The following is a 25336-nucleotide window of genomic DNA, read 5'->3' on the forward strand; positions in this document are numbered from 1 at the left end:
GTGGCCAATCGTGCCGATGTTGACGTGCGGTTTGTTCCGTTCAAACTTTGCCTTTGCCATGGTCGGGGCACCCTATCTTTCGCGGACCCGGAATCGAGCCCTGTCTACACGGGCGGGCAGATAACCCTCTGGCACGGGGAAATCAAGGGCCGAGCGGACTTGCAGCGCGATCTGCGGCAAATCAGCAAGCGGCAAATCCGTGCGCATCCGCGCGAGTGCGGGCGCATGCAGCAGGGATCAGCCCTGCGGTGCCAACTGAACGCGCCCCGCCTTCACCGCCGGGCTGTCGGGGGACACCAATGTATCGCGGCGCGGTGACAGGCGCACCAAGACGCTGGTGGCAAAGCTGTCGATGGTCTGGCGATAATCCTCTGAGGCACCGGGGGCTACCGCTGCACCAATCGGCCCACCCAGACGAAAGCGCTTAGAGGTGGACATGGCCTTGGTCGGCGGCACGATCTGCCGCCCGGTGGCCGCATCGGTGACGGTGATCACCCCCTGCACATAGCTTGCGCCGCCCAGCATCATCTCTTGCGTCCGCGACATCAGCCGCACCGATGTGACCTGCACCAGCACATCGCCGTTGCCGCTGGGCGTCGCCCGCAGGGTTTGGCTCAACGCTGCAGTCAGATCGGCATTGATTTGCGCAGGCGAGGTATCAAACGCCATCTTGCGCCCCGCCACCCCCGAAATGGCCGAAGTATCAACGATGACTTTGCGCACCACCAGATTGGCCGCCGCCTGATCGTCCAGCAAACGCGGCGCGCAGCCAAGCACCAACAGAACCGAGAACACCGCAACACAAAGACGCATGATTACGGAGTCCCGGTTTTAGGAACGATGATGGTGGGGGTTGGCAGAGGTGCAACTGGCTTGGCGGGGACAGGCTTGATTGAGGCAGGCTTGACCGGAACAGGCGTTGCTGGAACGGGCGCTGCAGGGACTGGCGTGACCACCACGGGAACAGCGACCGCTGGCACCGGCGCGACCGCAACCGGCGCTGGGGCAGCCGTCGGCGTGCTGACGTTGGTTGCAGCAGGCACACTTGACGCAGGCGTTTTCGGCAATGGCGGCATGCCGAACCATTCAGGATGCGTCAGCAGCCATTTCTCGACCGATTTCGCCGCATTATACGACAAAGTCTCCATCTGCTTTTTCTTGTTCTGCGTCATGCCAGAGCCGATCATCGTCTCGGCCGACATATGCTCGAAAATCGTCAGCTGCTTGCCCTCGGGGTTCAGCTTTTTGCCCGCAGCATCGTCCCAGATGTTGGCGGTGACGACCAGAACCGATTTGGGGTTCAGCACCAAAGGCACGCCGGGCGGGGCCAAAGCATAGCCGTCAATCGAGATGCCGATATTGTAAAGCTTATCGCCCTCATAGCGGCCAAAACGGTCAGCCACGGCTTTCTTCACCGCTGCTTCCCAATCTTCTTTGCTGGCCTCGCGTGAGATCGGCACCTTCTGCATATTATCCGCCACAGCGATATTCAGACCCAGCCGGAAATCGCCCAAAGGCACCGGTGGCTCTTTCAGATCATTGGTCTGGCAGGCAGCCAAAGCCGTCAGGCCCAACCCCATAGCAAGCAAACGAAGCACACGCATGAACGATTCCCTTTGGGGCAGATGGCATTGCTTTTCGGGATAGCTGGGCTTGGCCCGCAAAGCAACCTAGAGCATCCGCGCAGCACCGCTGACCCGCACACCAGCGCCTTTTTGCCCAGTCACACTGACGTGCAATAAAGATGGCGCGCCCATATCCTCGCCCTGCCTGATGCTAAAGCTGCCCGCGCCGCGCCCCAGATCGACCAGCAACCCGCCCAAAGCGGCCGCCGCAGCCCCAGTGGCAGGGTCTTCGATCACGCCGCCGACCGCAAAGGCATTGCGCGCGATGAAGGTGTCGGCATCTTCGCGGAACAGCAGGCTGATCGTGGCATTCAACCCCTCGCGCAGCATCAATCCGCGCAGGGCGTCAAAATCATAGGCCATCGCCGCCAGCTTTTCCCGGCTGCGCAGCGTCAACACCGCATGATTGGCCCCGGCATGCACCAGATGCGGCGGCAGGCTGGGGTCCAGATCGCCCGCAACCAGCCCGAAAATCGTCAACAGCTCGGCCAGCAGCGCATCGGGGATCGGCTTTGACCACGTCGCGGGCGAGGTCAGCGTGGCCTGCCAACCGGCATCGCCCAGCACCGACTCGACGCTGATCCGCGCCGCTGACAGCTGCAAGTCATAGCGCCCCGCGCCAAAGCGCTGCCCCAAGGCGCAGCCCAGCGCAATAGTGGCATGGCCGCAGAACGGCATCTCGGCGTCGGGGGCAAAGTAGCGCACCTGCCAGCCGTCGCCCTCACGCGCGGCAAAGGCGGTTTCCGAATAGCCGACCTCGCGCGCGATGCGCTGCATCTCAGCGCGCGCGGGCAGACTGTCGCCAATCACCACCCCCGCCGGGTTACCGCCCTGATCCTTCAGCGCAAAGGCTGCTATCCGTTCTATCTGCATCGCGTCCTCCATTGCTCCAGCACGCTGACAGAGCCGCCCAGCGCTGGCAAATTCCGATTTGTGCGGCGCAGCATCACCGCCGGGAATACCTGCCTCATCAGTGCTGACAGCACGCTGTCAGCAGCGCTGTGCTTCAAGCGGCCTTCAACACCACGAAGGAAAGGTCGCCTCCCATGCAAAGAACCCCGATCAACCCATGGCCCTGGTCGCTGCAACTGGGTTACAATCAAGCCGAGCTGATCACCGCCGCCACCCGGCATCTGATCTGTGCGGGCCAAACCGCCGTCGATGCCAACGGCACGCCACAGCACCCCGGCGATATGCGCCGCCAGATTGCCCTGACGCTCGACAATCTTGAAACGGTTCTGCACGGCGCGGGCATGGGGCTGGGGCAGATCACCCGGCTGACCATCTACACCACCGATGTTGACGCGGCATTGCAGCATTTTGATGTGCTGGGCGCGCGGTTTGGCGTGGCCAATGCGGCAACACCAATGACCCTGCTGGGGGTGACGCGCTTGGCGATCCCGACGCTTATGGTGGAAATCGAGGCCAGCGCCGCCGATTGATCCCGCCTCCCCGTTCCCGCCATCCAGTTCGGGCCATCCAGTTCCGGCCACGCACTTATTGTCCCCCCGCTCCGGCCATCTGGCAGCTTCAACCCGCCTGCAAGCTTGCGCGATCTGCCGCAAGCTTGCAGGATACCCGCGCCCGAATGTGCAGGAAATCAGATGCGTCGCGCCGAACGGCTGTTCAGACTGGTGGATGAGATGCGCACCCGCAGCATCAGCCGGGCCGATGATCTTGCCAACCATCTGGAGGTCAGCACCCGCACCATCTACCGCGACATTGCGCATCTTCAGGCGTCTGGCCTACCGATAGAAGGCGCGGCGGGGGTGGGTTATCTGCTGCGCCCCGGCTTTGATCTGCCCAGCGTCACCTTCACCCATGCGCAGCTTGACGCACTGGCGATCGGGTTGGCTTTTGCCGAGAACCTTGAGGATCCGCAGCTTGCCCTTGCCGCGCGTGAGGTCAGGGCCAAACTGCAAGCCAGCATGCCACAACCCGAGGCCCGCAAGCTGGCCGACGCGCCCTATTTCGCAGTGCCCCGACGCCCCCGGCCCGACAGTCTGGCCACCACAGACTTGGCCCGCGCACCGATCAGCGCCCAGACCGACGCCCTGCGTGACGCCATCCGGACCCAACGCGTCGTGGCAGCCTGCTATAGCGACGCCAACGGCAAGATCACGCAGCGCCGCCTGCGTCCGCTTGCGATCTGGACGCTTGCTGATGGCGCGATGGTCACCGCGTGGTGCGAGCTGCGCGAGACCTTTCGCACCTTCCGGCTGGACCGCATCACACAGCTGACCGTGACCGACGCGCGTTTCGTGCCCGAGCCCGGCCAAGACCTTGCCGCCTTCCTGAAGATGGACAACTGCACAGCCGAAAGCTGACCGCCGCTCACGCCGTTAGCAGCCAGCGCGCTGATCATCTTGGCTTGGCAGCTTGGAAGCGCTTGCTGCCAAAGCGCCTGCGCCGGAATGTCCCCTTTGCCAGCCCCAACTCCCGCCCTATCTTCCACGGAAAGGAGACCGCCATGCCTCACCCCGCCCGCGTTCCGCTGCACAGCACACCGCTTGGCATCTTGGGCTCTCTGAAGGCGGCGCGGCAGAATGTGCTGCTGCTGATCCCGGATGCTGCCACCCATGCGCCGATCCTGTCCGGTGTTACGGGCAAGCGCTGGCATATGGTGATGGACCCCGAGGCGTTGCGGCATATCCTGCGCGACCGGGTCAATGATTACCCGAAATCCATGGTGACAAAGCTGATCCTTGGCCCTGCCATTGGCGAAAGCCTGTTCGTGGCGGAAGGCGAGCATTGGATGTGGCAGCGCCGCGCGGCGGCTCCGGTGTTCACCCATCGCAACGTCGCAAGCCTTGCTCCGGTGATGACGCTGGCGGCAGAACGCTCCTCTGCGCGCATTGCCGCCAGTCTGGGCCGTGGCGCGGATATGTTCGCCGAAATGGTGACCGCGACATTTGAAGTGATTTCCGACGTGACCTTTTCCGAAGACGCAAGCGCAGGCGGGGCGGGCTTTGACCGCGCCGCAGTGCATGGGGCGATTGAAACCTATATCGGCCAGACCGCCAAAGTGTCCTTGCTGGATATCCTTGGTGCGCCCGCTTGGGTGCCGCGTCCGGGCCGGATGTTCGCCACCCAAGGCATCCGCGAGATGAAACGCGTGGCCGATACCGCAATCGAGCAACGCCGCGCCAATGGCGCAAAGCCCACTCCCGATCTGCTGGATCTGCTGCTGAAGGCGCAAGACCCCACCAGCCAGCGCCAGATGTCCACCGCCGAGTTGCGTGACAACCTGCTGACCTTCATCGTCGCGGGCCACGAGACCACCGCCCTGACCCTGTCATGGGCGCTTTACCTCTGCGCCTTCGCGCCCGACATCCAAGCCGAAGCGCGAACAGAGGCGCAATCGGTTTTGGGCGACCGCGCTGCCACCGTCGCCGATCTGCCAAACCTGCCGCTGACCCGCCGCATCGTGGACGAAGCACTGCGGCTTTATCCGCCCGCTGCCTTCCTGTCGCGCACGGCCCAAGCCCCCGATAGCCTGCTGGGCCGCGAGGTCCGCCCCGGCGATACCGTGATCCTGCCGATCTATGCCCTGCACCGCCACCATGCGTTGTGGGATGATCCCGATGCCTTCAACCCCGCCCGCTTTGCCGACCCCCGCAGCATCGACCGCTTTGCCTATCTGCCGTTCGGCGACGGCCCGCGCATCTGCATCGGCGCAAGTTTCGCGCTGCAAGAGGCGGTGATCATCCTTGCCACCCTGCTCGCCCGCTTCAAATTCAGCCGCATCCCCGGACGTGATCCGAAACCGGTGATGATCCTGACCCTGCGCCCCGAAGGCGGCGTCTGGTTGCAGATCGACCCCGCCTAAGCCGCCGCCTTTGCCAAAACCCCCGCCTGCCAAACCACCCGCTTGCCAAACCCCAACCCGGTGGCGATAGTCCAGCAAACCGGGGTCGCCTCCAGCGTCGCAGTCGCGGTTTGCACCGCCCAGAACCCGGCCCCACAGCCCGCGCCAATGGATTGGAGATTGATATGCAACCCGAAGCAATGGCCCTGCACATGGGCCTTGATCTGCCAGATTTCGACAAAATCGGCTATTACGGCGCTGACTACGGCACGATGAAACCCTATCACCGCATAGGCTCGCTGCTGTTCCTGTCCGGCCATGTCGCTCAGATCGGCACGCAAATCACCCACAAAGGCCGCTTGGGCCAAAACCTGACCACCGAGCAAGGCTATGCCGCTGCCCGCCAGACCGGGCTGAACGTGCTGGGCGGCATCCGGCAGGCGGTGGGTTCACTCGACCGGGTGAAATCCATTGTCCGCTGCCTGAATTTCGTCGTCTGCACCCCCGAATATGAAGACGTCCACAAAGTATCTTCCGGCATGTCCGATCTGTTGGTCGAGGTGTTTGGCCGCGACATCGGCTTGGGCGGACGTGCCACCATCGGCGTGATGGCATTGGCGAATGGCGTCTGCTTTGAGACATGGGCCACCGTGGAAATCGCCGACTAACTCAGAAAATACCCGTCCACCGTCCGCCAATAGTTCAGCAGCGCCGCACAACTGTCATAGGGCAGCCCTTGGCTTTGCATCATATGCAACTCCACCCCGATCAGTGCTGCAATCCGCCAGGCATCGGCCGCAACTCCGGCGGGCTGCGGGCTGGCAAACACCTCTTCGATGCTGCTGGCGGCAATCGACAGCACGAACACCAATTCCAGCGCCGGGCGCTGTGGCTCTTGCTGGGCCAGATCAACCGCAAGCTGCTTCGCGCCACCCCGCCCATTCAGCAGAAAGGCGATCGCATATTCGCAAATCATATCTAAATCACTCATACCGCGCGTCATTTCGCCCTTGTTACAGAGCAAAAACCGGCGGTCACGTCAAATCTATGCCGCCGCTGTGACAAGCGGGCTTATCCGCCGACCACGCGCCAAATTCCGCGATTTCTGCGGCGTTCAAGCCTTGTCGCGCACCTTCATCGCGTTGTTCAAACCCTGAAACACCTCAAACCGCCCGGTCTTGCGCAACAAATCCGACAGCTTGGCCGAGCCATAGCTGCGCGGGTCAAAGTCAGGGTGCAACTGGGTGATCACCTGCCCCAACTGCCCAAGCGAGTAATCATCCTGATCCGGGTCGATCTTTTTCATTGCATCGCTGATCAACGGAATAGCCTGCGCCGCCGATTGCTTGCCCGCAGGCTCGGGGCGCACCGCATCCGGCTTGCCGGGCTTGGCCTCCAGCACCTCGGCCCCGCTGACGATGTTTTCAATGAACACAAAGCGATTGCAAACCTTGCGCAGACTGTCCGGCGTCTTAGACTCGCCAATGCCGATCACCTGCAAACCATCCTCGCGGATGCGGCTCGCCAACCGGGTGAAATCGCTGTCGGATGACACCAGCACAAAGCCGTCAACTTTTCCTGCGTGCAGAATATCCATCGCGTCAATCACAAGACCAATATCGCTGGCATTCTTGCCCTTGGTATTGGCCGATTGCTGATGCATCACCAACCCCAGATCGCGCGCGGCTTCCTTCCACTGCGTCAGCGCCTGCGACGACCAATCGCCATACACCCGGCGCAACGACGGATCACCAAAGCTGGCGATTTCATCCAAAATCGCCACCGCATGGCGCGCAGGCACATTATCGGCGTCGATCAACACCGCAAGCCGTGGCGTCCGCCCGGCAATCGTCGTCATATTGGCTGACATCGCACCCTCGCTTTTCCCTTGGTGATGCCCGAAATCCGCCCCGCCGGATAGAGGCAATCCAGCAACCGCCGCCTCGGGACGCAAGCGCTTTCAGACGGGTTCAAATATCCCCGCCGGAGGCTTCCGTGGTGGATGGCAGGAGCCTCCGGCGGGGACATTTAAGCCAGTCTGAAACGGCAAGGCTAACAGACCACCTCAATCAGATACGGCCCCCGCCGCGCCATAGCACCAGCAAAAGCGGTCACAAACTCATCCGCCGTCACCGCCCGCACCGCAGCGACGCCGTGGCCTTGCGCCAATGCCACCCAGTCGAGCGTCGGCTCCACCATGTCAAACATCCGGTTCACGTTGCGGCCGACGTTTGCGACACCGACATTCACCAACTCGCCATGCAGGATCTTGTAGGTGCGGTTGGCAAATATCACGATGCAGACATCCAAGCCCTCGCGCGCCATCGTCCACAGGGATTGCAGCGTATACATCGCCGACCCATCGCCCGACAACGCCAGCACCTTGCGATCCGGGCAGGCCACGGCCGCCCCGACCGCCGCGGGCAAGCATTGACCAATCGCGCCGCCCATCGTCACCAGCACATCATGGCCACGCGCGCCCACCATCGGCAGGCCAACGGGCTGGCCTGAGGTGATCGCCTCATTCACCACGACCGTATCTTCCGGCATCAGATGCGCAATCGCTTGGCCGACTTTCTCTAGGCTCATCGCCCCCGACGGCAGCGCGGGCAGATCGAGCGGCTGAAACGCCGTCTCGGGCAGATCACCTTCCGCCGCCAATTCCCGCGCGATTTCGGCCAAGGTCCAGGCATAGTCCATGTCAATCGAACACAGCTCGATCACCCGGCAATCGGGGGATTCCGGCAGGCTCGGCTTGCCCGGATAGGCGAAAAACGCGGTGGGTCGCTGGGTGCCGCACAGCACCAGCACAGATTTATCGGCAAGGATGCCGACGTTGGTATCGACCTCATAGGCCAGACGTTGCATCCGCAGCGACCCCGCCCCACGCCGCGAACGGGCACTGAAAAACGGCGCCATCAACGTGCAGCCCGAGGCCCGCGCAATCCGCGCCGCCACCTGCCCCAGATCACTGTAAAGCGCAGCGCCATCCACCATCAGCGCCGCCCCCGGCTGCCGCAATGCCCGCGCCGCCGCCTGCACATCTGCAAGCCTTGGCCTGCGCAATGGCGGGGGGGTCACTGCCACCACCGCTGCCGCAGCATCCTCCCAAGCGGTATTCGCGGGCAGGATCAGCGTGGCGATCTGGCCATTGTTCGAGCGCGCCGCCTGCACCGCAGCCGCACCATCACTGGCCACCAAAGTCGCATCCCCCGACACCCGCGTCCAATGCGAGATTGTCTGAGAAATCCCCACCGTATCGCCCTTCAGCGGGCTTTCATGCTTCAGATGATAGCTGGCATGATCGCCCATCACATTGACGATGCCAGATTGCGCCTTGCGGGCATTGTGCAAATTGGCGAACGCATTGCCAAAGCCCGGAGCCAGATGCAGCAGCGTTGCCGCCACCCGGCCCGACATGCGGTAGTAGCCATCCGCAGCCCCCGACACCCCGCCTTCAAACAGGCACAGAATACAGCGCATCTCTGGGTGACGATCCAAGGCCGCGACAAAATGCATCTCAGATGTGCCCGGATTGGCAAAGCAAACCTCTACCCCAGAGTCGAGCAGCGTCTTGACCAGACTTTCGGCACCATTCATCGCAATCTCCCTATATTGCGGCCAGTTTGCCCGGCAGACGGGCCGGGTTCAAGCGATCAAAGCCACCGCTTGGGCCGCCAGCGCAGCCTTTGCCTGCGCAGGGGCGATCCCCAGCAACAACCCGCGCTGGCCCGCGTTGATCCAGACCCTTTCCGCGCTGCATGCCGAGACTTCGATCGCCACCGGAACCGCGCGTTTTGGCCCGAATGGGCTGATGCCGCCCACCTTGTATCCGGTCAGCTTTTCCGCCGCAGCCACCGCCATCATCGCCGCCGATTTGCCGCCAAACGCTTCTGCAACCTTTTTCATCGACAGCTGCCTGTCCGAGGGGATCACACAACAAACCGGCTTGCCATCCACCTCGACCATCAGGGTTTTCAGCATCAATGCAGGGTCGATCCCCAAAGCAGCCGCCGCAGCCAGCCCGACCGCTTCGGCATTGGGGTCGTAATCATAGGGATGCAGGGTGACGGGGATGCCCTTGCTTTCAAGAAATTTCAGCCCTTGAGTCGCGGCCATCTTTTTGCCTTCTGGATGCGTGGTCCCAACTCGGGACCAAATTTATCTATGCGATTACAGATGGTTGGGAAATAAAATTCACAGATTATTAACACTCTCGCGCAAAGTTGCCCTGCAAAGGCCGGGGATTCAGGCACGATAATGTGCAACACCACAGCATCAGCGCAAGAGCCTTTGTTCCGGGCGGGTTCTTCCCCTGCAGCGACAGCAAGGCGCGGCGTCGGCTATGAATTCGCCGCCGCGCGACAGGACTTCGCTTGCAGAAACACCGCCGCCTTGTGGATCACCTGCGGATCACCCACCACATAGAACCGCCCCTTGGAAATCTGCCCCTGCAGCGCAGGTTCCGCGACCAGCGCACCGCAAATGAATATCGAAATCAACCGGCCCTGCGGGTCTTGGGTCAGATCGGCCAAAGCCGCAATCCACTCGCGCGCGATGGTAACATCCAACGTGTCTTGATTGTTGAAATCCTTGATCACGCCAACCTGCGCAATCGCCTCGGGCGGCAAGTTCAGGCTGCGCCCGTCAAACTCTAACCGCACGAATTCTTCCCCACCCGCCCTTGCGGGAAGGGAAATTAGCAGAAACGCAGTCAGGGCAAAGACGCATCGCAACGCCTTGCCCATTGGATCAATAGACCACAACCGCCCGGATGCTTTCGCCCGAGTGCATCAGATCGAAGCCCTTGTTGATGTCTTCCAGCGGCAGGATATGGGTGATCAGGCTGTCGATCTCGATCCGGCCATCCATATACCAATCAACGATTTTCGGCACATCTGTGCGGCCGCGCGCACCACCAAAGGCGGTGCCTTTCCAGACCCGACCCGTCACCAACTGGAAGGGCCGCGTCTCAATCACAGCCCCCGCAGGTGCGACGCCAATGATGATCGACTGACCCCAGCCGCGGTGGGTGCACTCCAGCGCATCGCGCATCACTTTGACGTTGCCAGTACAATCAAACGAGTAATCCGCGCCGCCGATCTTATCAAACGGGGTCTTGGTCAGATCAACAATGGCTTGGACGACCGACGTGCCCTCGGGCAATTCCTTCGGGTTGATGAAATGGGTCATCCCGAATTTCTCGCCCCATGCCTTCTTGTCGTTGTTCAGATCAACGCCAATGATCATCCGCGCGCCGGCCATTTTCAGACCCTGAATGACGTTCAGACCAATGCCGCCCAAACCGAACACCACGGCGGTCGCGTCATGCTCGACCTTTGCGGTGTTCAGCACCGCGCCAATGCCGGTGGTGACACCGCAGCCGATGTAGCAAATTTTCTCAAACGGCGCATCGTCGCGCACCTTGGCCAGCGCGATTTCCGGCACAACCGTGTGGTTGGCGAAGGTCGAGCAGCCCATGTAGTGATAGATCGGCGTGCCATCCAGCATGCTGAAGCGCGAGGTGCCATCGGGCATCAGCCCCTGCCCTTGGGTGGAACGGATCGCGGTGCAAAGGTTGGTCTTTTGGCTGAGACAGCTGGGGCACTCACGACATTCCGGCGTGTAAAGCGGGATGACGTGATCGCCGACCTTCAGCGATTTCACACCGGGGCCGACGGCAATGACCACGCCTGCGCCCTCATGGCCCAGAATCGCCGGAAACAAGCCTTCCGGGTCGGCCCCCGACAGCGTGAATTCATCGGTGTGGCAAATGCCGGTGGCCTTGATTTCCACCAGAACCTCACCCTCTTTCGGGTCGGCGAGGTTCACCTCCATGATTTCAAGCGGTTTGCCGGGGGCAATGGCGACGGCGGCACGGGTGCGCATGGGGATCCTCCAAATGGGTTTGACCAAGATTGTCAGGCCAACGAATTTCGCGCCAAGCTGGGCCATCGGGGCGAAAATTGCAACGCTGGAAACGACCTGTTTCGGCATGTTGGCGCATTGCCAGTTGCAGCGGGGCGCGGCGCCGGGCTAAGAATCGCAGCATGAGCTGTATGAAAATCCGCGCGCTGGTATGTGCCCCGTTTGCTGTTGTGATGCGCCGGACTGCGATGGCCCTTATGGCTGTGGCCGGGCTTTCCGCTTGTGCGATGATGGGCCAAGTGCGGATGGGCCCGGTGTCCAAGATGCTGAAACCACAGCCAGATCTCTGCGGCGCCGCAGCGCTGATTGATGTGGTGGGCCAGCCCTTCACCCAACTGGCCGATTACAAACTGGCAGGCCCGCTGCGCGTGCTGTGGCCTGGGCAGGAAATCACCGATGAAGTGGTGCCAGACCGCCTGAACGCAGAAGTCACTCACGATCAACTGATCCTTCGGCTATCCTGCGGCTGAATTGCAGCAAAAGGTGCCATGATGCCCATATCGTTTATACCCGTGTTGAAACCCGTCTCGCGTTTTCTGTTGGTGCTGCCGCTGGCGCTGATGGCCTGTATGCCGGAAGAGCCCGCGACCCCGTCCGCCGAAGCCGCCTGCGGCGCAGACCAGCTGCAAACCCTTGTCGGCCAAAGCGCCAAAGTGCTGGAAACCATGCGCTTTGGCCAGACAGTGCGGATCATCCGCCCCGGCATGGCAGTGACGATGGATTACGCGGCCGAGCGGCTGAATATCAACATAGACGCAGCCGAAGTGATCACCCGCGTGAATTGCGGCTGATCTGACGGGCCTTGGCCCAAACAGTCTTGGCCGCCAGAGATGCTCCGGCGGCCAAACGCAGGTTTAGTTTGTCGACAGGCGATAGGTCGTATGGCAATCCTTGCAGGCCCCGCCCACAGCCCCCATCCCCGCCTTGATGCTGTCAGCGGAAGCCACATCCAGCGCCGTGGCAGCCGTGCCCAAAGCATTGGCCTTGACCACAAAATCCTCCCAATTCGTCCAGATCTCGGGCTTGGCACCCGAAGCCGGATCACTGCCCGGCTCTTTGAATTTGACGGCAATGTCCGCGGCGTCCTTGATCAAAAGCGCCTTGGCCGCCTCTGCCGCCGCCGCATCATAAGCGGTCGAGCCCGAGGCCATGCCACCCAAAACCTTCGACGCCCCGGCAATGGATTTCATCAAATCCTGATGGCCAATCACGATCGGATCGGTGGCTTCGGTTTCGGCAAAAGCAGCGCCCGCGACAACAAACAAGGCAGCAGTCAAAGTCTTGGTGGCTAGATTCATGTTATGGCTCCCAGTTGGTTCACTGCGCACCACTATGGGACAGCGGCTGTGAAATCCAAACAACCCTTGCGATTGCCTTGGATCACGAACAGGTGAACCCCAGCACCAGCTGGCCGCCTTCGGGGATGATCTGCCAGCGATGCGCGTGAAGAACAGGTTTGAATTTGAGTATTTTCAAAAGAGCAAATCCCGTTAGCAAAGTATTAACCTCATTCCGCAAGAGTAAATCGGCGGTACAGGGAGGAGTCCCGATGACCGCAAAGAGCAAGTCGCCCCGGCCTGCCGCATAGCTTCCTAAGGACTGGACCTGTGCCATCGGGCCGGGGTGCGATCTTTGCATTGCTCTTTTCCAAATACTCACCTGCAACAGCCCAAACAGCACCCGGCCGCCATGTCATCCCCCGGCAGCGCCGCCAAGCGGGCCCTCGATGGGCCCCGAGGCGGCACCCCGGTTCAGATCAGCGCAGGGCTTGCAGTATCTCAAGACTTGGGTAGCCATCCGGCACCATGGCATTTCTGCGTTGAAACGCCTTTACCGCCGCCACGGTCAGCGGGCCGATCTTGCCATCTGCTGTCCCCGCATAGACCCCACGGGCCAGCAGCAGGCTTTGCATCTCGCGGCGTTCCTCCAGCGTCAAAGCCCGCAGATCGTGGGGCCAGCTGGCTTGAAATGCAGGACCGCCTGCGATGCGGTCGGCAAGGTGGCCCACGGCGATCACATAGCTGTCGGCTTTGTTATACGCCTCGATCGCGGCGAAATTGTCATAGACCAGAAACGCCGGCCCGCGCGCGCCTGCGGGCAGCAGCAGCGCGGCCCAGCCGCCTTCGGGCAGCAGCAGCGCGGCCCAGCCGCCTTCGGGCAGCGCCGAGCCATCTGGCAGGCTTACCCCCATCTGCCCCCAGACCGACATCGGTTTTGCGGTGCGATCCCCGGCCAAACCATAGTCAAACCCTGCAGGCAGCCGCACTTCATCGCCCCAACGCTCGGCCTTTTTCCAGCCCGCATTGGCAAGATATGCGGCGGCCGAGGCGAGGGCATCGCTCGGATCATCGCGCCAGATATCTGGCTTGCCCGTGCCATCGAACGCCACAGCGAGCTTGAGATAAGATGAGGGCATGAACTGGGTGTGCCCCATCGCCCCGGCCCAGCTGCCGACCATATCGGCGGGCTGCACCGCCCCCGATTGCAGGATCTGCAGCGCGGCAATCAACTCGGCCTCAAAGAACGCCCCGCGCCGCGTGTCATAGGCCAGCGTCGCCAATGCGCTGCGGGTGTCGATGTCGCCACGCACCAGACCATAGGCGCTTTCCAGCCCCCAGATCGCCAGAACCACATGCTTGTCGACGCCGTAGCGCGCCTCGATCTGATCCAGCAGCGGGCCATGCGCCTTCAGCGCCTTTTGCCCCGCCGCAATGCGATCCTCTGACACCGCCTTGTCAAGGTAATCCCAGATTGTCTTGGTGAATTCATCCTGCTTGCGGTCGCGCTCTATGACCGATGGCAGGAAATGCACGCCCGCCATGCCCGCCTCAAAACTGGCCGAGGATATCCCCGCAGCCAGTGCCCGCCCGCGAAAATCCGTGATCCACGCCTGCAACCCGGCCTCGCTGCCATCCTCGATCACGTCGCTTGCCCCCGCGTTCAACTCGACCTCATCCAGCTCTTGCGCATGGGCGGGCGCCACGCACAGCGCCAGCGCCACGACCCACCAGCGCCCCATCATCGCCGTTTGCGCACAACCTTGCGCTTGGTGGCCGCGTCCTTGGCGGCGAACTTGCCGGGTTTGCGCGGCTGATAACGCCCCGGCTTGGCGCGGCCTGTCGGCAGCGTCGCGCCCTCGATGTTCAAAAGATCCAGCGTGATCCCCCCCGTCATCGGAGTGGCCTCGGCCAGCCTCACATTCACCCGCAGGCCAATGCCAATTTCAATGCCGGTGTCAGAGCCGATCAACACTTGCCTGTCCTGATCATAATGGAAATACTCGCGGCCAACCGAGCGGATCGGCACCAGCCCATCCGCGCCAGTCTCGTCCAGCTTCACGAACAGCCCAAACCGCTGCACGCCCGAAATCCGGCCCGCAAATTCATTGCCAACACGCTCGGACAAAAACGCCGCAAGGTAGCGGTCGTTGGTATCACGCTCTGCCACCATCGAGCGCCGCTCGGTGTCGGAAATCAGCTTGGCGGTCTCGTCGAGATTTTCCACATCCCAAGCCGACAGCCCATCATCGCCCCAGCCATGCCCCGCGATCAAAGCCCGGTGCACGATCAGATCGGAATAGCGCCGGATCGGCGAGGTGAAATGCGCGTAGTTGCGCAAAGCCAGCCCGAAATGTCCGAAATTCTGCGCGTTGTAATAGGCTTGCGTCATCGACCGCAGGGTCGAGATGTTCATCAACTCGTCAAATTCGGTGCCCTGCGCTTGCGCCAGCAGTCGGTTCAGATGTGCGGTTTTCAGCACCTGCCCCTTGGCCAAAGTAAAGCCAGACGCCTCTGCCACTTCGCGCAGCGACTCCAGCTTGTCTTGCGACGGCTCTTCATGCACCCGGAACAGCAGCGGGCGTTTCAAGCCCACCAATTCCTCGGCTGCGGCGACATTGGCGAGGATCATACATTCCTCGATCAGCTTATGCGCGTCAAACCGGGCCTTGAAGGCAACCGAGGTGACCTTGCCTTCATCCGACAGCACAATCTTGCGCTCGGGCAGCTCTAAATCCAGCGGTTGCCGCAAGGCGCGGGCCCTTTTCAGCGCGTCATAGGCGGCATAAAGCGTGGTCAGGATCGGCAGCAGCGGTGCAGTCACGGCATCGGGATTGCCGTCGATGGCATCCTGCACCTGCGCGTAATGCAGAGAGCCTTGCGAGCGCATCAGGCCACGGGTGAAGCGATGGCCCAGCTTTTGGCCATGTGCGTCGATCCGCATCTGCACTGCCATACAGGCGCGGTCGACATGCTCGTGCAGCGAACACAAATCGCCCGACAGCACATCCGGCAGCATCGGCACCACCCGGTCGGGGAAATAGGTCGAGTTGCCGCGCTTGCGCGCCTCGCGGTCCAGCGCGGAATTCGGGCGGACGTAATAAGCGACATCGGCGATGGCGACCCAGATCAGAAAACCACCGGGGTTTTTCGGATCGGGGTCAGCCTCGGCATAAACCGCATCATCGCGGTCGCGGGCATCAATCGGGTCTATGGTCAGCAGGGGCAGGTGGCGCAGGTCTTCGCGCTTGCCCAAGGGTGCGGGTTGCGCGGCATCCGCCTCGGCAATCACCGCATCGGGGAATTGATCGGGGATACCATGTTGGTGAATGGCAATCAGGGAAACCGCGCGCGGGCCATTCGGATCGCCCAGCCGCGCGGTGATGCGGGCTTGCGGCAGGCCAAGCCGTTTCGGGCCGACCTGTTCCGCCTCGACCAACTCGCCATCACGGGCATCAAAGGTATGGTCGCGCGCGACTTTCCATTCCTTGTCAACGCCCTTGTCGACCGGAATGATCCGGCCACCCTCGGCACTGCTGCGGAAAACCCCCAGCAGTTTCAGCGGGTTCGAGCCCAACGCCCGGATCAGCCGCGCCTGATAGCCATAATCCTGCCCACCCACCGGGGTCAGCCGCGCGAGGATCTTCATCCCCCCCGCCAAAGCCACATCGCCCTTTTGCGGCATGATCAGAATCCGCGGCGGCGAGTCGCCTGCATCAGCCTCAAGCGGTTGCGCGAACAGATCGCCGTTGCTGTCAGGCGGCAGCACCAGCAGCACCGACACCGGCGGCAAAGCGCCGGGTTCGCGGTAGCTGCGGGCTTTCTTCTCAAGACCGCCCTCGGCCTCAAGTTCCTTCAGCATCCGCTTCAGGTCAATCCGCGCGTCGCCTTTGATGCCAAAGGCTTTGGCAAGGTCGCGCTTTCCGGTCAGGCCGGGGTTCTCGGTGATCCATTGGCGGATCTGGTCTTTTGTGGGCAAGGTGTTCATGCGCCTGATCTAGCACGACATAGCGATAAAGGCCATGCTTCGCAGCCTTCCGACCACCGGGCGGGGGCCAGCCCCCGCACCCCCGGGATATTTAAGAACGGATGAAATTAGGGACTTGTTAAAGCGGCGGCGCGTCCCGCCCAGCGCCCGGTTGCGGCCACACCCGTCAGCAGATACCCGCCGGTCGGAGCCTCCCAATCCAGCATCTCGCCGCAGACGAACATGCCGGGGAGGGCTTTCAGCTCCAGCCCATCCGTCACCGCCGCCTGCGTCACACCGCCTGCGACCGAGATCGCCTCGTCCAGCGGGCGCGGGCCTGCCAGTTTCATCGGCAGGGCTTTCACCGCCGCCACCGTCTCAAGGCCCCGGCCAAATTCCATCACCAAAGCCACCGCCGCCGCCGACAGCCCCAGTTTGCGCAGGCGGTTGGCGAGGGTCTCTCCGGGTTTCATCCGGTCAAGTTTCGCCGCAACCTCGGCACCTGCCACATCTGCCATCAGATCGAGCTTGAGTGCAGCCCCCTCGCGCAACGCCCGGCTGACCGCATAAACGCCGCCGCCCTCAATGCCACGGGCCGAGATCACAAACTCGCCACGCTCGCGCTGATCACCGACCAGCAGGGCAGCACCTTTGATCGCCGTGCCGAAATGCTTGGCCATATGCGGGGTCCAAGCCACCGCAAAGCCCATATTGGCGGGCTGCCACGGCGCAATCTCGACACCCTTTTCCGCCAGCCACGGCACCCAATGACCATCCGACCCCAGCCGCGCCCAAGACGCACCACCCAAGGCCAGCACCGTCACCTTCGGGCGCAGAACCTCGCGGCCCTGCGGCGTTTCAAATGCCAACCCGTCGCCATCGAACCCCGCCCAGCGCCAGCGCGACCGCAACTCTACCCCCGCGCCTTCCAGCCGTTTCAGCCATGCCCGCAGCACCGGAGAGCCTTTCATCGAGCGGGGAAACACCCGCCCCGTTGATCCGGTGAACACCTCTTCGCCCAAAGACCGCGCCCAGATGATCATCTCGCGCGGGCCAAATTCGGCCAGCATCGGGCGCAGCCAGTCATTGCGATATTCTGCAATAAAGCTGCTGCGATCTTCGTCCTTGGTGATGTTCAACCCCGACTTGCCTGCCATCAGAAACTTGCGCGCGGGGCTGGGTTTGGCCTCGCATACCACCACGCTGCGCCCGGCCCGCGCAAGTTCCTCTGCCGCCATCAGACCCGCAGGGCCAGCGCCAATCACCAAAGCATCCATCAGACATTTCCTTTGGGCATAGCGCCCTTGAGTTCCACAACGCGGTGCGGGTAAGGCATCGCAATTCCTTCGGCTTTCAGCGCGTTCCAGATCGCGAACAGCACCACAGAGCCGTATTTATTCTTGCCGTCGTCGATGCCGTTGACCCAGTATTCCACCGCAAAATCGACACTGCTTTCGCCAAAGCCGCGCAATTCGCAATCGGGGCCATCCGGGGCCACCAGCACGAAATCAAGCGCGCGCACCGCGCGTTCGATCACCTCTGGCACGCGGTTGATGTCGGTATCGTAGCCGACCGAGAACAAGGCCTCATAGCGGTTGGCGCTGCCTTGATCCGAGTAATTGACCACCCGCGTGGTGACGAAATGTTCATTCGGCACCACGATCCATTTGCCATCAAAAGTTTCCAGCACGCAGGCCCGCGCCGTCATCTTGACGATGGTGCCTTTTTCGCCGCCATCGAGTTCGACATAATCGCCCACCGTGGTCTGACCCTCGATCAACAGGATGATGCCGCTGACAAAATTCGCCGCGATCTGTTGCAGGCCAAGCCCGATCCCCACACCCAAAGCACCGCCCAGCAAGGCCACGGCGGTCAGATCAATGCCCATGATGCTCATCAGCAGCAGGAACGCCGCGCCAAAGATCGCCACTTCGGTCGCCTTGACCGCCAATTCGCGGGTGGCCGGGCGCAGCTCTTCCTGTTTCTTGATATAGTCTGCCGATTGCCGGTTCGACCACGATCCCAGCCAGAACAACAGCCCGCCCGCAATCACCCCGCGGATCAGCGCCATCACCGAAAACCGGATATTGCCCAACGCGATGATGGTTTCTTCCAGCCGCAGCGAGATATCATCCAGCAGCCCCACCGCATAAAGCGCGGCCACCGGCACCAGCACATATTTGCCCAGCAGCTTCAGGAACGGATCGCGCAGCACCTGTTGCACGAACAGCCGCGCGGCAAGGAAGAAGAACACCCGTTTGCCCAAGGCAATCACATCGCCCGAGCCGAACAGCGAGCGCGTCACTTCCTCGCCCGCCGCCGTAAAGCCATAGGCCAGCAACGGCATCATCAAGGGCAGGAACCGGGCCGCAAAGCGGCGCGCGGTGGCAAGAAAGCTGTCTTTCTCGCCGGGATCCAGCAATTTGGCGGCCAGCGGCGTGATGCGGCGGGTGGCATAGCGCGCGCCAAACACCGCCAGCGCCAGCAAGGCAAATTGCGACCAAGCGGCAGGCGACAGCAGCCAGCCTTCGGCAATGTCGCGGGCTTGATTGAGCCAGCTCATCAGCTTGGTCACGAATTCCGATTGCTGTTCCATCACACACCCCTACCGCATACCCAATGTCAAACGCCACCAATGAAAACAAGCCGCCCCGCAGCCGATGCGCAGGCGATCCGCTGCCAGCACGCCGATTTCTGCGCAGAAATCGTGCCCGAAATTCACGCGAATTTCGCCCTCAGGCGATCAGCCCGACCGCCCGGCGCACGGTCTCGTCGCGCAACGACACATCGCGGCCCAAATAGTCATCCGCCGCAGCGCCGCACATCCACAACAAGCATTTCGCGGGCCAATCTGCCGGAATATGCACCGCAAAATCCAGCTGGCTGACCGGATTGACGCCGCTGGCCTTGATCTTCACCTGCATATCCGTTGCCACCGTGCCCGGCGACATCCCCAGCACCCGGATGCCCTGCGCGGCCTCTTCCAGATGCGCCACGCGGGTCAGCATCAACGCCCCGGCTTTGCTGGCACAATAGCCGCCCCAGCCTTCCATCGGATTGACCGCAGCACCCGACGACACCGTGATGATCGTGCCCGCGCCTTGCGCCCGCATGATCGGCAAAGCCGCGCGCATGCCGTGGAACACACCTTTCAGATTGATGTCGATGGCGGTTGAAAACGCCTCCACCCCGGCCTCGGCCAGCTTGGCAATCGGCTCGATCACGCCAGCATTGTTGATCAGCACATCCAGACGGCCAAACCGCGCTTGCACTTCAGTCAAGGCTGCCTGCACATCGGCACCGTCCGCCACATCGCAAACCCGCGCCCAAGCGGTGCCGCCCAGCGCCGTTGTGCCAATTTCCGCCGCCAGCGCCTCAATCTCGGCCCCTGATCGCGCCAGCAGTGCAACCTTTGCCCCCGCCGCCGCGAACGCCCGTGCGGTTGCAGCACCGATGCCCCGGCTGGCCCCGGTGATCGCCACCACTTTTCCCTGCAGATCCGCCGCTTGCATCGCAATCTCCTTCACGCCCACATGACAATTCCGTTTACCGAAAGCCGCCGCGAACGGAAAGCCTTGACCCTGCCTGCGCTTGGACAGATGCTTGTCGGCAATATTTCCATCGAAAAGGCGTCATTATGAAACACTGGAAACTTGCAAGCAGCACTGCCGCGATTGCGATTTTGGCAGGCACCGGCGCATTTGCCGACGTAACCCCTGAAGAAGTATGGCAAAATTGGCAAGACATGAGCACCTCTGCCGGTCAGACCGTCACCTCGGTCAGCGCCGAGCGTGATGGCGATACTCTGGTCGTATCGGGTGTTGCGATCACCTATGAAAAAGATGGCACTGCCTTCACCTCGAATATCGAGCAGATTGATTTCACCGACAACGGCGATGGCACGGTCGATGTGACCACCTCGGATGCCACGACGATGACACTGAAGGCCCCCGCGGTTGAAGGCGTCGACGGCGGCAAGCCCACCGATCTGAAGATCACCCTGACCCAGCCCGAAATGGTTGTGACCGCCAGCGGCACCGTGGATGCGCTGAGCTATGAATTTGAAGCGCCCACGCTCAGCCTCAAGGTAGAGCCTGCCACCGCAGGCGGCGAAGCCGATGGCAGCTTTACCGCAGATGTGACCCAGCTGTCGGGCAGCTATCTGGTCGAAGGCGAAGCTGCCGCCAAGACCATCACTTCGGATTTCACCGCCGCAAAAGTGGCGTTGACCGGCGTTGGCAAAGACACCTCCACCAAAACCGATGTGAATTTCTCGGCAACCATCGCCGATCTTGCAGGCAGCTCGAACGGCACCTTCCTGGGTGCTGCCGAAATGGCCGATCTGGGCAAGGCGCTGAAAGATGGCTTCGCGGTGAACGGCAGCTTCAGCCATGGCGCGATGACTTTCGCGCTGGACGTGATGGAGGATACCAAGCCCACCAAGATCGCAGGCACCTCTGAGGCAGGCGATATCTCCTTTGCGATGGACGCCACGCATCTGCAATACGGCGGCACTGGCAAGGCCTTGGCCGTGACCATCGCCAGCGCCGACATCCCCTTCCCCGAGCTGAAAGTCGGCTATCAGGAAGCCGCCTTCAACATGGCGATCCCGGTTGGCAAAACCGACGCGCCCGCCGATTTCGCGCTGCTGACCAAGCTGGTCGGCTTCACCGTTTCCGACGAAGTCTGGGGTATGGTCGATCCGGCGGGCAACCTGCCGCATGATCCGGCCACGGTGATTATCGACACCAAGGGCAAAGTCACCCTGACCACCGATCTGTTCGACGAGGCCGCGATGGCAGCCTTGGGCGAAGCCCCTCCGGGTGAGCTGAACGCGCTGGATGTGACCGAGCTGAAAGCTTCGGTCGCCGGGGCTGAACTGACCGGTGCCGGGGCGTTTACCTTCGACAACACCGACAAAACCACCTTCCCGGGCATGCCTTTGCCCACCGGCAAGCTGGATCTGAAACTGACCGGCGGCAACACTTTGTTGGATAAGCTGGTGGCGATGGGCTTGCTGCCGCAAGATCAGGCGATGGGCTTCAAGATGATGGTGTCGATGTTTGCCAATTCGGCGGCTGACAAAGACGAGATGACCTCGACCTTGGAATTCAAGGACAAGGGCTTCTACGCCAACGGCCAAAAGCTGCAATAACACCGCCCGCCACGCTTGGCGCAAGCCTTATGCAAGATCTGAAATGCGCCCCGCTTGGGCGCATTTCTTAATTTTCGGTGAATGTTTCCCGGGCTTTATCCGCCAATAATTCAAGATGATGTGGGGGAAATTCCCGATTCCACCACCTACAGAAATTTGTCCCAGCTGGGACAAAACCCGAAGCCGCAGCAGCATCCCCGGCTAAGGCCGCAAGATCGCTCGTTACAGCCGCCGCAAACAGTTCTGCGCCAGATAAAGTTCATCCGCCGCCGGATCAAATGGGATGCCCGCGAAATCGAGATTGCCCGTCACCGCAGGCCGCGCAATCGCTTGCGGCGCGGGCGTCGGCACTGTCGCCGCCGTCAGCGCATTGCCAGTGGTGTCAATCACCCCGCCCACCACCAACCGCGTGCTAAAGCTCATATTCTCGATCCGGCCACCAACCGCAGATCCCAGCAGGTTGAACCCGGCCGAGACCGCCGCCTGCTGCAACGCCTGCTTCGGCGTCTTGCCCTCGACCAAAGACTGCATGCCCTGCACCCCGCCTTGCAGGCCCGAGCCCACAAACATCACCTGAATCTGTTCGCTGCGGGCCAGCGCCGGGTTGCCCCCCGCAATGCCGACCATGCCGACAATGAATGTGCCCGATCCGTTGATCACAGCAGCGCCCACATTGCCGGTGTCCTGATAGGTTGCCGTGCCGCGCAACACCGATCCCGCCCCCAATACGCCGAAAGCCGCGCCGCCAGACAGCAAGCCCGCCCCCACCACCAGAATCGTGGCCGAAGTGTCGCGCACGAACTGCGCCACCGAAAGCGCCGTCTCCCAGCCTTCAACATTGCTGGAAATGCTGGCTGAAGATTGCCGGGTGGCACGCCGCCGCATCGCCTCTACCGCGTTGAAATCGGTGCGCCCGCGCCCGATCATCCCCAAAAGGTTTGCCCGCATCGAGGCCGGATCACGGGCCAGCCGCGCCGCCGCATCCAGATAGAAAGTGTTGGTTTCCTGATCCACATCGGCGCGCAATCCCGCCCAATCGGTTTCAAACAGATAGGTCGTTGGCAGCAACAACCCATTTTCAACCGAAGTGATCTGCGACCGCGCCCTGATCTTTTCCGCCCGCAACGCCGCCCGCAGCATCAGATAAACCCCCTCTTGGTTCACCCCCCAGCGCTGGCCGCGATCATCCACCACCACCGTCCACGGCATGGCAAAATCCCTTTATGAAAAAACTTGATGGGCAAGAGCTTGTCAGGTTTTCACCGAAATAGCTTCCTCGAAAAACGCGTTCCAGCGCATGGCCGAGGCTGCGATTTTCGATTCAATTCAAACCTGACACGCTTTAAATATGCCCTTACATCTTGAAGTCCGCCCGGAAAGCATGACTTTGAGCCGCAACGAAGTCAAATCCCTTAAGGATACTGCATGTCCCGTCTTGCCGCGCTGACCGAAGCCCTTCTCCACGCCGCCAAGCAGGCAGGAGCAGAAGCCGCCGATGCGATGGCCCTTTCCGGCACTTCGCAATCTATCGACATCCGCGCAGGCGCTTTGGAGCAAGCCGAACGGTCCGAGGCAACCGAGATCGGTCTGCGCGTGCTGATCGGCGGGCGGCAAGCCTGCGTATCAGCCTCTGACACCTCGCCCGCCACCCTGTCACGGCTGGCCGAACGCGCCGTCGCCATGGCGCGCGAGGCCCCGAATGATCCCTACGCAGGCCTCGCCGCCCCCGACCAAATCGCCAAACACTGGGATTTGGCCGCGCTGCAACTGGTCGAAGACGCGCCCGAGCCATCCGCCGCGCATCTCGAATCGCTTGCCCGCGCCGCTGAATCCGCCGCAATGGCCGCCCCCGGCATCACTCAGGTTGAGGCCTCCGCAGGTTACGGCCGCCGCGCCGTGCATCTGGCAGCGTCCAACGGCTTCGCAGGCGGGTATGAGCGGTCCTCCCATTCGGTCTCCGCCGTCGCCTTCACCGGATCAGGCACCGCGATGGAGCGCGACTACGCAGGCGAAGGCCGCATCTTTGCCGCCGACATGCCCTCCGCCACCGACATTGGCGCGCTGGCCGCCGAGCGCACTCTGGCCCGCGCCGGGGCGACCAAACCTAAAACCGGCACCTATCCGGTGCTGTTTGATGAACGCGTCGCCCAATCCCTGATCGGCCATCTGGTGGGGGCGATCAACGGCGCGGCCATCGCGCGCGGATCGTCATGGCTGCTGAATGGACTTGGCACCCAAGTTCTGCCCGCGCATCTGTCTCTGGTTGAAGACCCGTTGCGCCCCCGCATCGGCGGCTCGCGTCCGTTTGATGGCGAAGGTCTGCCGTCGCAGCGCCGCATGGTTATTGAAAACGGTGTGCTGATGGGCTGGACGCTGGATCTTGCCACCGCCCGCCAACTGGGGCTGTCAAGCACCGGCAACGCCGCGCGCGGCACCTCCGCGCCGCCGACGCCCGCAAGCTCAAACCTTGACCTGACCCAAGGTTCCGCCAGCCGCGCCGACCTGATCCGCGACATGGGCACGGGGCTGCTGATCACTTCGATGATCGGATCGACCATCAATCCCACCACCGGGGATTATTCGCGCGGCGCGTCGGGGTTCTGGGTCGAAAACGGCGAAATCCTGTATCCGGTCAACGAATGTACCATCGCAGGCAATCTGCGCGACATGCTCAAGCGCATCATCCCTGCCAACGATGCCCGCGCGCATCTGTCCACCCGCGTCCCCAGCCTGCTGGTCGAGGGCATGATCCTAGCCGGGGCGTGACTGTGGCCGAACGTGATCTTGCTTTGCTGACCGAAGCCGCCCGTGCCGCAGGCGAAGTTGCCATGCGCTACTGGAAAAACGCGCCCAAAGCTTGGGACAAAGCCGATAGCAGCCCGGTGACCGAGGCTGATCTGGCCTGCAATGACCTGATCATGGGCATCCTGCGCCGTGCCCGCCCCGATTATGGCTGGCTGTCCGAGGAAACGCCCGACGACACCACCCGGCTTCGCACAGAGCATCAGTTCATCGTTGATCCGATTGACGGCACCCGTGCCTTCATCGCGGGCGAGAAACACTTCTCGCATTCCCTCGCCGTCGCGCATAACGGCAAGATCACCGCCGCCGTGGTCTATCTGCCCGCGCTGGACAAGCTGTATACCGCGACCGAATTCGGCCCCGCCCTGCGCGATGGCCAGCCGATCACCTGCAGCCGGAAGTCGCTTGCAGATCAGCCCAATATCCTGACATCAAAGACCGCGCTTGATCCGCAGAACTGGCCCAACGGCGTGCCGCAGTTTCAGCGCAGCTTCCGCGCCTCGCTGGCCTACCGCTTGTGTCTGGTGGCAGATGGCAGCTTTGACGGCATGATCACCTTCATGGATGCCTGGGAATGGGACATCGCCGCAGGCAGCCTGATCGCGGCGCGCGCAGGCGCCAAAGTCACCGACCGCGACGGGTTGGCACTGGATTTCAACGCCCCCGCAGCGCAATCGGCGGGCACTTTCGCTTGCGCCCCGCTGCTGCACGACGATCTGATCAGCCTGCTGCAATAATAAAGCCGCCCGAAGGCGGCTTTATTCAAAGCTATGG

At 62.1% G+C, this 25336-nt stretch carries 26 protein-coding genes; 9 read left to right on the plus strand and 17 right to left on the minus strand.

What is annotated here, in order from left to right; translation table 11 throughout:
- Positions 1-237: 237 nt before the first annotated feature.
- The 3 genes from QQJ98_RS18525 to QQJ98_RS18535 all read right to left on the minus strand — a co-directional run bounded on the left by QQJ98_RS18525 (position 238) and on the right by QQJ98_RS18535 (position 2498).
- Entirely contained in the window at positions 238-813 is a 576-nt protein-coding gene (locus QQJ98_RS18525) for a hypothetical protein (protein WP_284326773.1), read from the minus strand.
- 2 nt (positions 814-815) lie between these two features.
- The gene (locus QQJ98_RS18530) at positions 816-1604 is read right to left on the minus strand and encodes a hypothetical protein (protein WP_284326774.1); all 789 of its coding nucleotides are present in this window, start codon (positions 1602-1604) and stop codon (positions 816-818) included.
- A gap of 66 nt (positions 1605-1670) precedes the next feature.
- A complete protein-coding gene (locus QQJ98_RS18535; RefSeq protein WP_284326775.1) occupies positions 1671-2498 on the minus strand; it encodes a PhzF family phenazine biosynthesis protein in 828 nt (275 codons plus the stop codon).
- Between the two features lie 173 nt (positions 2499-2671).
- On the opposite strand from QQJ98_RS18535, the gene QQJ98_RS18540 reads away from it, so the two are divergent.
- From QQJ98_RS18540 to QQJ98_RS18550, 3 genes are all read left to right on the plus strand, one after another.
- A complete protein-coding gene (locus QQJ98_RS18540) occupies positions 2672-3067 on the plus strand; it encodes a RidA family protein (RefSeq protein ID WP_284326776.1) in 396 nt (131 codons plus the stop codon).
- A 162-nt stretch (positions 3068-3229) separates the two neighbouring features.
- Positions 3230-3952 carry a helix-turn-helix transcriptional regulator gene (locus tag QQJ98_RS18545; RefSeq protein WP_284326777.1) on the plus strand — a complete coding sequence of 241 codons (723 nt, stop codon included), beginning with the start codon at positions 3230-3232 and terminating at the stop codon, positions 3950-3952.
- A gap of 143 nt (positions 3953-4095) precedes the next feature.
- Positions 4096-5454, plus strand: coding sequence for a cytochrome P450 (locus QQJ98_RS18550; protein WP_284326778.1), 1359 nt, complete (start codon positions 4096-4098; stop codon positions 5452-5454).
- Here the strand turns inward: QQJ98_RS18550 and QQJ98_RS18555 are convergent.
- Complete coding sequence (locus tag QQJ98_RS18555; protein WP_284326779.1) at positions 5451-5624, minus strand: hypothetical protein; 174 nt, start codon at positions 5622-5624, stop codon at positions 5451-5453. The two genes, QQJ98_RS18550 and QQJ98_RS18555, sit on opposite strands and share 4 nt — an antisense overlap.
- Between QQJ98_RS18555 and QQJ98_RS18560 the strand changes: the two genes are divergently transcribed.
- Entirely contained in the window at positions 5619-6101 is a 483-nt protein-coding gene (locus QQJ98_RS18560; RefSeq protein ID WP_284326780.1) for a RidA family protein, read from the plus strand. The genes QQJ98_RS18555 and QQJ98_RS18560 overlap by 6 nt on opposite strands.
- On the opposite strand, the gene QQJ98_RS18565 is transcribed toward QQJ98_RS18560, so the two are convergent.
- The 6 genes from QQJ98_RS18565 to QQJ98_RS18590 form a co-directional block, all read right to left on the minus strand.
- Positions 6098-6424 carry a hypothetical protein gene (locus QQJ98_RS18565; RefSeq protein WP_284326781.1) on the minus strand — a complete coding sequence of 109 codons (327 nt, stop codon included), beginning with the start codon at positions 6422-6424 and terminating at the stop codon, positions 6098-6100. The two genes, QQJ98_RS18560 and QQJ98_RS18565, sit on opposite strands and share 4 nt — an antisense overlap.
- Positions 6425-6547: 123 nt before the next feature.
- Positions 6548-7303 (minus strand): NYN domain-containing protein, encoded by a 756-nt coding sequence (locus tag QQJ98_RS18570; protein ID WP_284326782.1) that lies wholly within the window; start codon positions 7301-7303, stop codon positions 6548-6550.
- Between the two features lie 182 nt (positions 7304-7485).
- Positions 7486-9033, minus strand: a complete 1548-nt coding sequence (locus QQJ98_RS18575; protein ID WP_284326783.1) for an acetolactate synthase large subunit — start codon at positions 9031-9033, stop codon at positions 7486-7488.
- A gap of 48 nt (positions 9034-9081) precedes the next feature.
- Positions 9082-9552 carry a YbaK/EbsC family protein gene (locus tag QQJ98_RS18580; RefSeq protein WP_284326784.1) on the minus strand — a complete coding sequence of 157 codons (471 nt, stop codon included), beginning with the start codon at positions 9550-9552 and terminating at the stop codon, positions 9082-9084.
- Positions 9553-9776: 224 nt separating this feature from the next.
- Positions 9777-10097 carry a hypothetical protein gene (locus QQJ98_RS18585; RefSeq protein ID WP_284326785.1) on the minus strand — a complete coding sequence of 107 codons (321 nt, stop codon included), beginning with the start codon at positions 10095-10097 and terminating at the stop codon, positions 9777-9779.
- An 88-nt stretch (positions 10098-10185) separates the two neighbouring features.
- Positions 10186-11322 carry an S-(hydroxymethyl)glutathione dehydrogenase/class III alcohol dehydrogenase gene (locus QQJ98_RS18590; RefSeq protein WP_284326786.1) on the minus strand — a complete coding sequence of 379 codons (1137 nt, stop codon included), beginning with the start codon at positions 11320-11322 and terminating at the stop codon, positions 10186-10188.
- A 161-nt stretch (positions 11323-11483) separates the two neighbouring features.
- Between QQJ98_RS18590 and QQJ98_RS18595 the strand changes: the two genes are divergently transcribed.
- Both QQJ98_RS18595 and QQJ98_RS18600 read left to right on the plus strand, forming a co-directional pair.
- Positions 11484-11831, plus strand: coding sequence for an I78 family peptidase inhibitor (locus QQJ98_RS18595; RefSeq protein WP_284326787.1), 348 nt, complete (start codon positions 11484-11486; stop codon positions 11829-11831).
- A gap of 21 nt (positions 11832-11852) precedes the next feature.
- Complete coding sequence (locus QQJ98_RS18600) at positions 11853-12152, plus strand: I78 family peptidase inhibitor (protein ID WP_284326788.1); 300 nt, start codon at positions 11853-11855, stop codon at positions 12150-12152.
- Positions 12153-12215: 63 nt separating this feature from the next.
- Here QQJ98_RS18600 and QQJ98_RS18605 read toward each other — a convergent pair whose 3' ends face one another.
- The 6 genes from QQJ98_RS18605 to QQJ98_RS18630 all read right to left on the minus strand — a co-directional run bounded on the left by QQJ98_RS18605 (position 12216) and on the right by QQJ98_RS18630 (position 20117).
- Positions 12216-12659 (minus strand): c-type cytochrome, encoded by a 444-nt coding sequence (locus QQJ98_RS18605; protein WP_284326789.1) that lies wholly within the window; start codon positions 12657-12659, stop codon positions 12216-12218.
- 458 nt (positions 12660-13117) lie between these two features.
- Positions 13118-14383: a lytic murein transglycosylase gene (locus QQJ98_RS18610; RefSeq protein ID WP_284326790.1), complete on the minus strand. Its 1266-nt coding sequence runs from the start codon at positions 14381-14383 to the stop codon at positions 13118-13120.
- The gene (gene rnr, locus QQJ98_RS18615) at positions 14380-16626 is read right to left on the minus strand and encodes a ribonuclease R (protein WP_284326791.1); all 2247 of its coding nucleotides are present in this window, start codon (positions 16624-16626) and stop codon (positions 14380-14382) included. The genes QQJ98_RS18610 and rnr overlap by 4 nt, the downstream gene beginning before the upstream one ends.
- Before the next feature lie 107 nt (positions 16627-16733).
- A complete protein-coding gene (locus QQJ98_RS18620; protein WP_284326792.1) occupies positions 16734-17882 on the minus strand; it encodes a TIGR03862 family flavoprotein in 1149 nt (382 codons plus the stop codon).
- Entirely contained in the window at positions 17882-19201 is a 1320-nt protein-coding gene (locus tag QQJ98_RS18625; RefSeq protein WP_284326793.1) for a mechanosensitive ion channel family protein, read from the minus strand. The genes QQJ98_RS18620 and QQJ98_RS18625 overlap by 1 nt, the downstream gene beginning before the upstream one ends.
- A 139-nt stretch (positions 19202-19340) precedes the next feature.
- Positions 19341-20117, minus strand: a complete 777-nt coding sequence (locus QQJ98_RS18630) for an SDR family oxidoreductase (RefSeq protein WP_284326794.1) — start codon at positions 20115-20117, stop codon at positions 19341-19343.
- A gap of 125 nt (positions 20118-20242) precedes the next feature.
- Between QQJ98_RS18630 and QQJ98_RS18635 the strand changes: the two genes are divergently transcribed.
- Positions 20243-21760 (plus strand): DUF2125 domain-containing protein, encoded by a 1518-nt coding sequence (locus tag QQJ98_RS18635; protein WP_284326795.1) that lies wholly within the window; start codon positions 20243-20245, stop codon positions 21758-21760.
- A gap of 222 nt (positions 21761-21982) precedes the next feature.
- On the opposite strand, the gene QQJ98_RS18640 is transcribed toward QQJ98_RS18635, so the two are convergent.
- Positions 21983-22969, minus strand: a complete 987-nt coding sequence (locus QQJ98_RS18640; RefSeq protein WP_284326796.1) for a hypothetical protein — start codon at positions 22967-22969, stop codon at positions 21983-21985.
- A gap of 216 nt (positions 22970-23185) precedes the next feature.
- Between QQJ98_RS18640 and QQJ98_RS18645 the strand changes: the two genes are divergently transcribed.
- Positions 23186-24526, plus strand: coding sequence for a TldD/PmbA family protein (locus QQJ98_RS18645; protein ID WP_284326797.1), 1341 nt, complete (start codon positions 23186-23188; stop codon positions 24524-24526).
- Positions 24527-24528: 2 nt separating this feature from the next.
- A complete protein-coding gene (locus QQJ98_RS18650; protein ID WP_284326798.1) occupies positions 24529-25299 on the plus strand; it encodes a 3'(2'),5'-bisphosphate nucleotidase CysQ in 771 nt (256 codons plus the stop codon).
- Positions 25300-25336 lie beyond the last annotated feature (37 nt).

The organism is Cypionkella aquatica (assembly GCF_030161095.1).
Taxonomy (GTDB): Bacteria; Pseudomonadota; Alphaproteobacteria; order Rhodobacterales; family Rhodobacteraceae; genus Cypionkella; species Cypionkella aquatica.

Bases quoted from the DNA above. Each gene is read 5' to 3' on its own strand.
- QQJ98_RS18580 (WP_284326784.1), bottom strand. From the start codon at position 9,552: ATGGCCGCGACTCAAGGGCTGAAATTTCTTGAAAGCAAGGGCATCCCC.
- QQJ98_RS18595 (WP_284326787.1), top strand. From the start codon at position 11,484: ATGAGCTGTATGAAAATCCGCGCGCTGGTATGTGCCCCGTTTGCTGTT.
- QQJ98_RS18545 (WP_284326777.1), top strand. From the start codon at position 3,230: ATGCGTCGCGCCGAACGGCTGTTCAGACTGGTGGATGAGATGCGCACC.
- QQJ98_RS18640 (WP_284326796.1), bottom strand. From the start codon at position 22,969: ATGCCGTGGACGGTGGTGGTGGATGATCGCGGCCAGCGCTGGGGGGTG.
- QQJ98_RS18565 (WP_284326781.1), bottom strand. From the start codon at position 6,424: ATGAGTGATTTAGATATGATTTGCGAATATGCGATCGCCTTTCTGCTG.
- QQJ98_RS18590 (WP_284326786.1), bottom strand. From the start codon at position 11,322: ATGCGCACCCGTGCCGCCGTCGCCATTGCCCCCGGCAAACCGCTTGAA.
- QQJ98_RS18575 (WP_284326783.1), bottom strand. From the start codon at position 9,033: ATGAATGGTGCCGAAAGTCTGGTCAAGACGCTGCTCGACTCTGGGGTA.
- QQJ98_RS18630 (WP_284326794.1), bottom strand. From the start codon at position 20,117: ATGCAAGCGGCGGATCTGCAGGGAAAAGTGGTGGCGATCACCGGGGCC.
- QQJ98_RS18605 (WP_284326789.1), bottom strand. From the start codon at position 12,659: ATGAATCTAGCCACCAAGACTTTGACTGCTGCCTTGTTTGTTGTCGCG.
- QQJ98_RS18560 (WP_284326780.1), top strand. From the start codon at position 5,619: ATGCAACCCGAAGCAATGGCCCTGCACATGGGCCTTGATCTGCCAGAT.
- QQJ98_RS18550 (WP_284326778.1), top strand. From the start codon at position 4,096: ATGCCTCACCCCGCCCGCGTTCCGCTGCACAGCACACCGCTTGGCATC.
- QQJ98_RS18570 (WP_284326782.1), bottom strand. From the start codon at position 7,303: ATGTCAGCCAATATGACGACGATTGCCGGGCGGACGCCACGGCTTGCG.
- QQJ98_RS18635 (WP_284326795.1), top strand. From the start codon at position 20,243: ATGAAACACTGGAAACTTGCAAGCAGCACTGCCGCGATTGCGATTTTG.
- QQJ98_RS18535 (WP_284326775.1), bottom strand. From the start codon at position 2,498: ATGCAGATAGAACGGATAGCAGCCTTTGCGCTGAAGGATCAGGGCGGT.
- QQJ98_RS18625 (WP_284326793.1), bottom strand. From the start codon at position 19,201: ATGGAACAGCAATCGGAATTCGTGACCAAGCTGATGAGCTGGCTCAAT.
- QQJ98_RS18540 (WP_284326776.1), top strand. From the start codon at position 2,672: ATGCAAAGAACCCCGATCAACCCATGGCCCTGGTCGCTGCAACTGGGT.
- QQJ98_RS18610 (WP_284326790.1), bottom strand. From the start codon at position 14,383: ATGATGGGGCGCTGGTGGGTCGTGGCGCTGGCGCTGTGCGTGGCGCCC.
- QQJ98_RS18645 (WP_284326797.1), top strand. From the start codon at position 23,186: ATGTCCCGTCTTGCCGCGCTGACCGAAGCCCTTCTCCACGCCGCCAAG.
- QQJ98_RS18525 (WP_284326773.1), bottom strand. From the start codon at position 813: ATGCGTCTTTGTGTTGCGGTGTTCTCGGTTCTGTTGGTGCTTGGCTGC.
- QQJ98_RS18600 (WP_284326788.1), top strand. From the start codon at position 11,853: ATGCCCATATCGTTTATACCCGTGTTGAAACCCGTCTCGCGTTTTCTG.
- rnr (WP_284326791.1), bottom strand. From the start codon at position 16,626: ATGAACACCTTGCCCACAAAAGACCAGATCCGCCAATGGATCACCGAG.
- QQJ98_RS18620 (WP_284326792.1), bottom strand. From the start codon at position 17,882: ATGGATGCTTTGGTGATTGGCGCTGGCCCTGCGGGTCTGATGGCGGCA.
- QQJ98_RS18530 (WP_284326774.1), bottom strand. From the start codon at position 1,604: ATGCGTGTGCTTCGTTTGCTTGCTATGGGGTTGGGCCTGACGGCTTTG.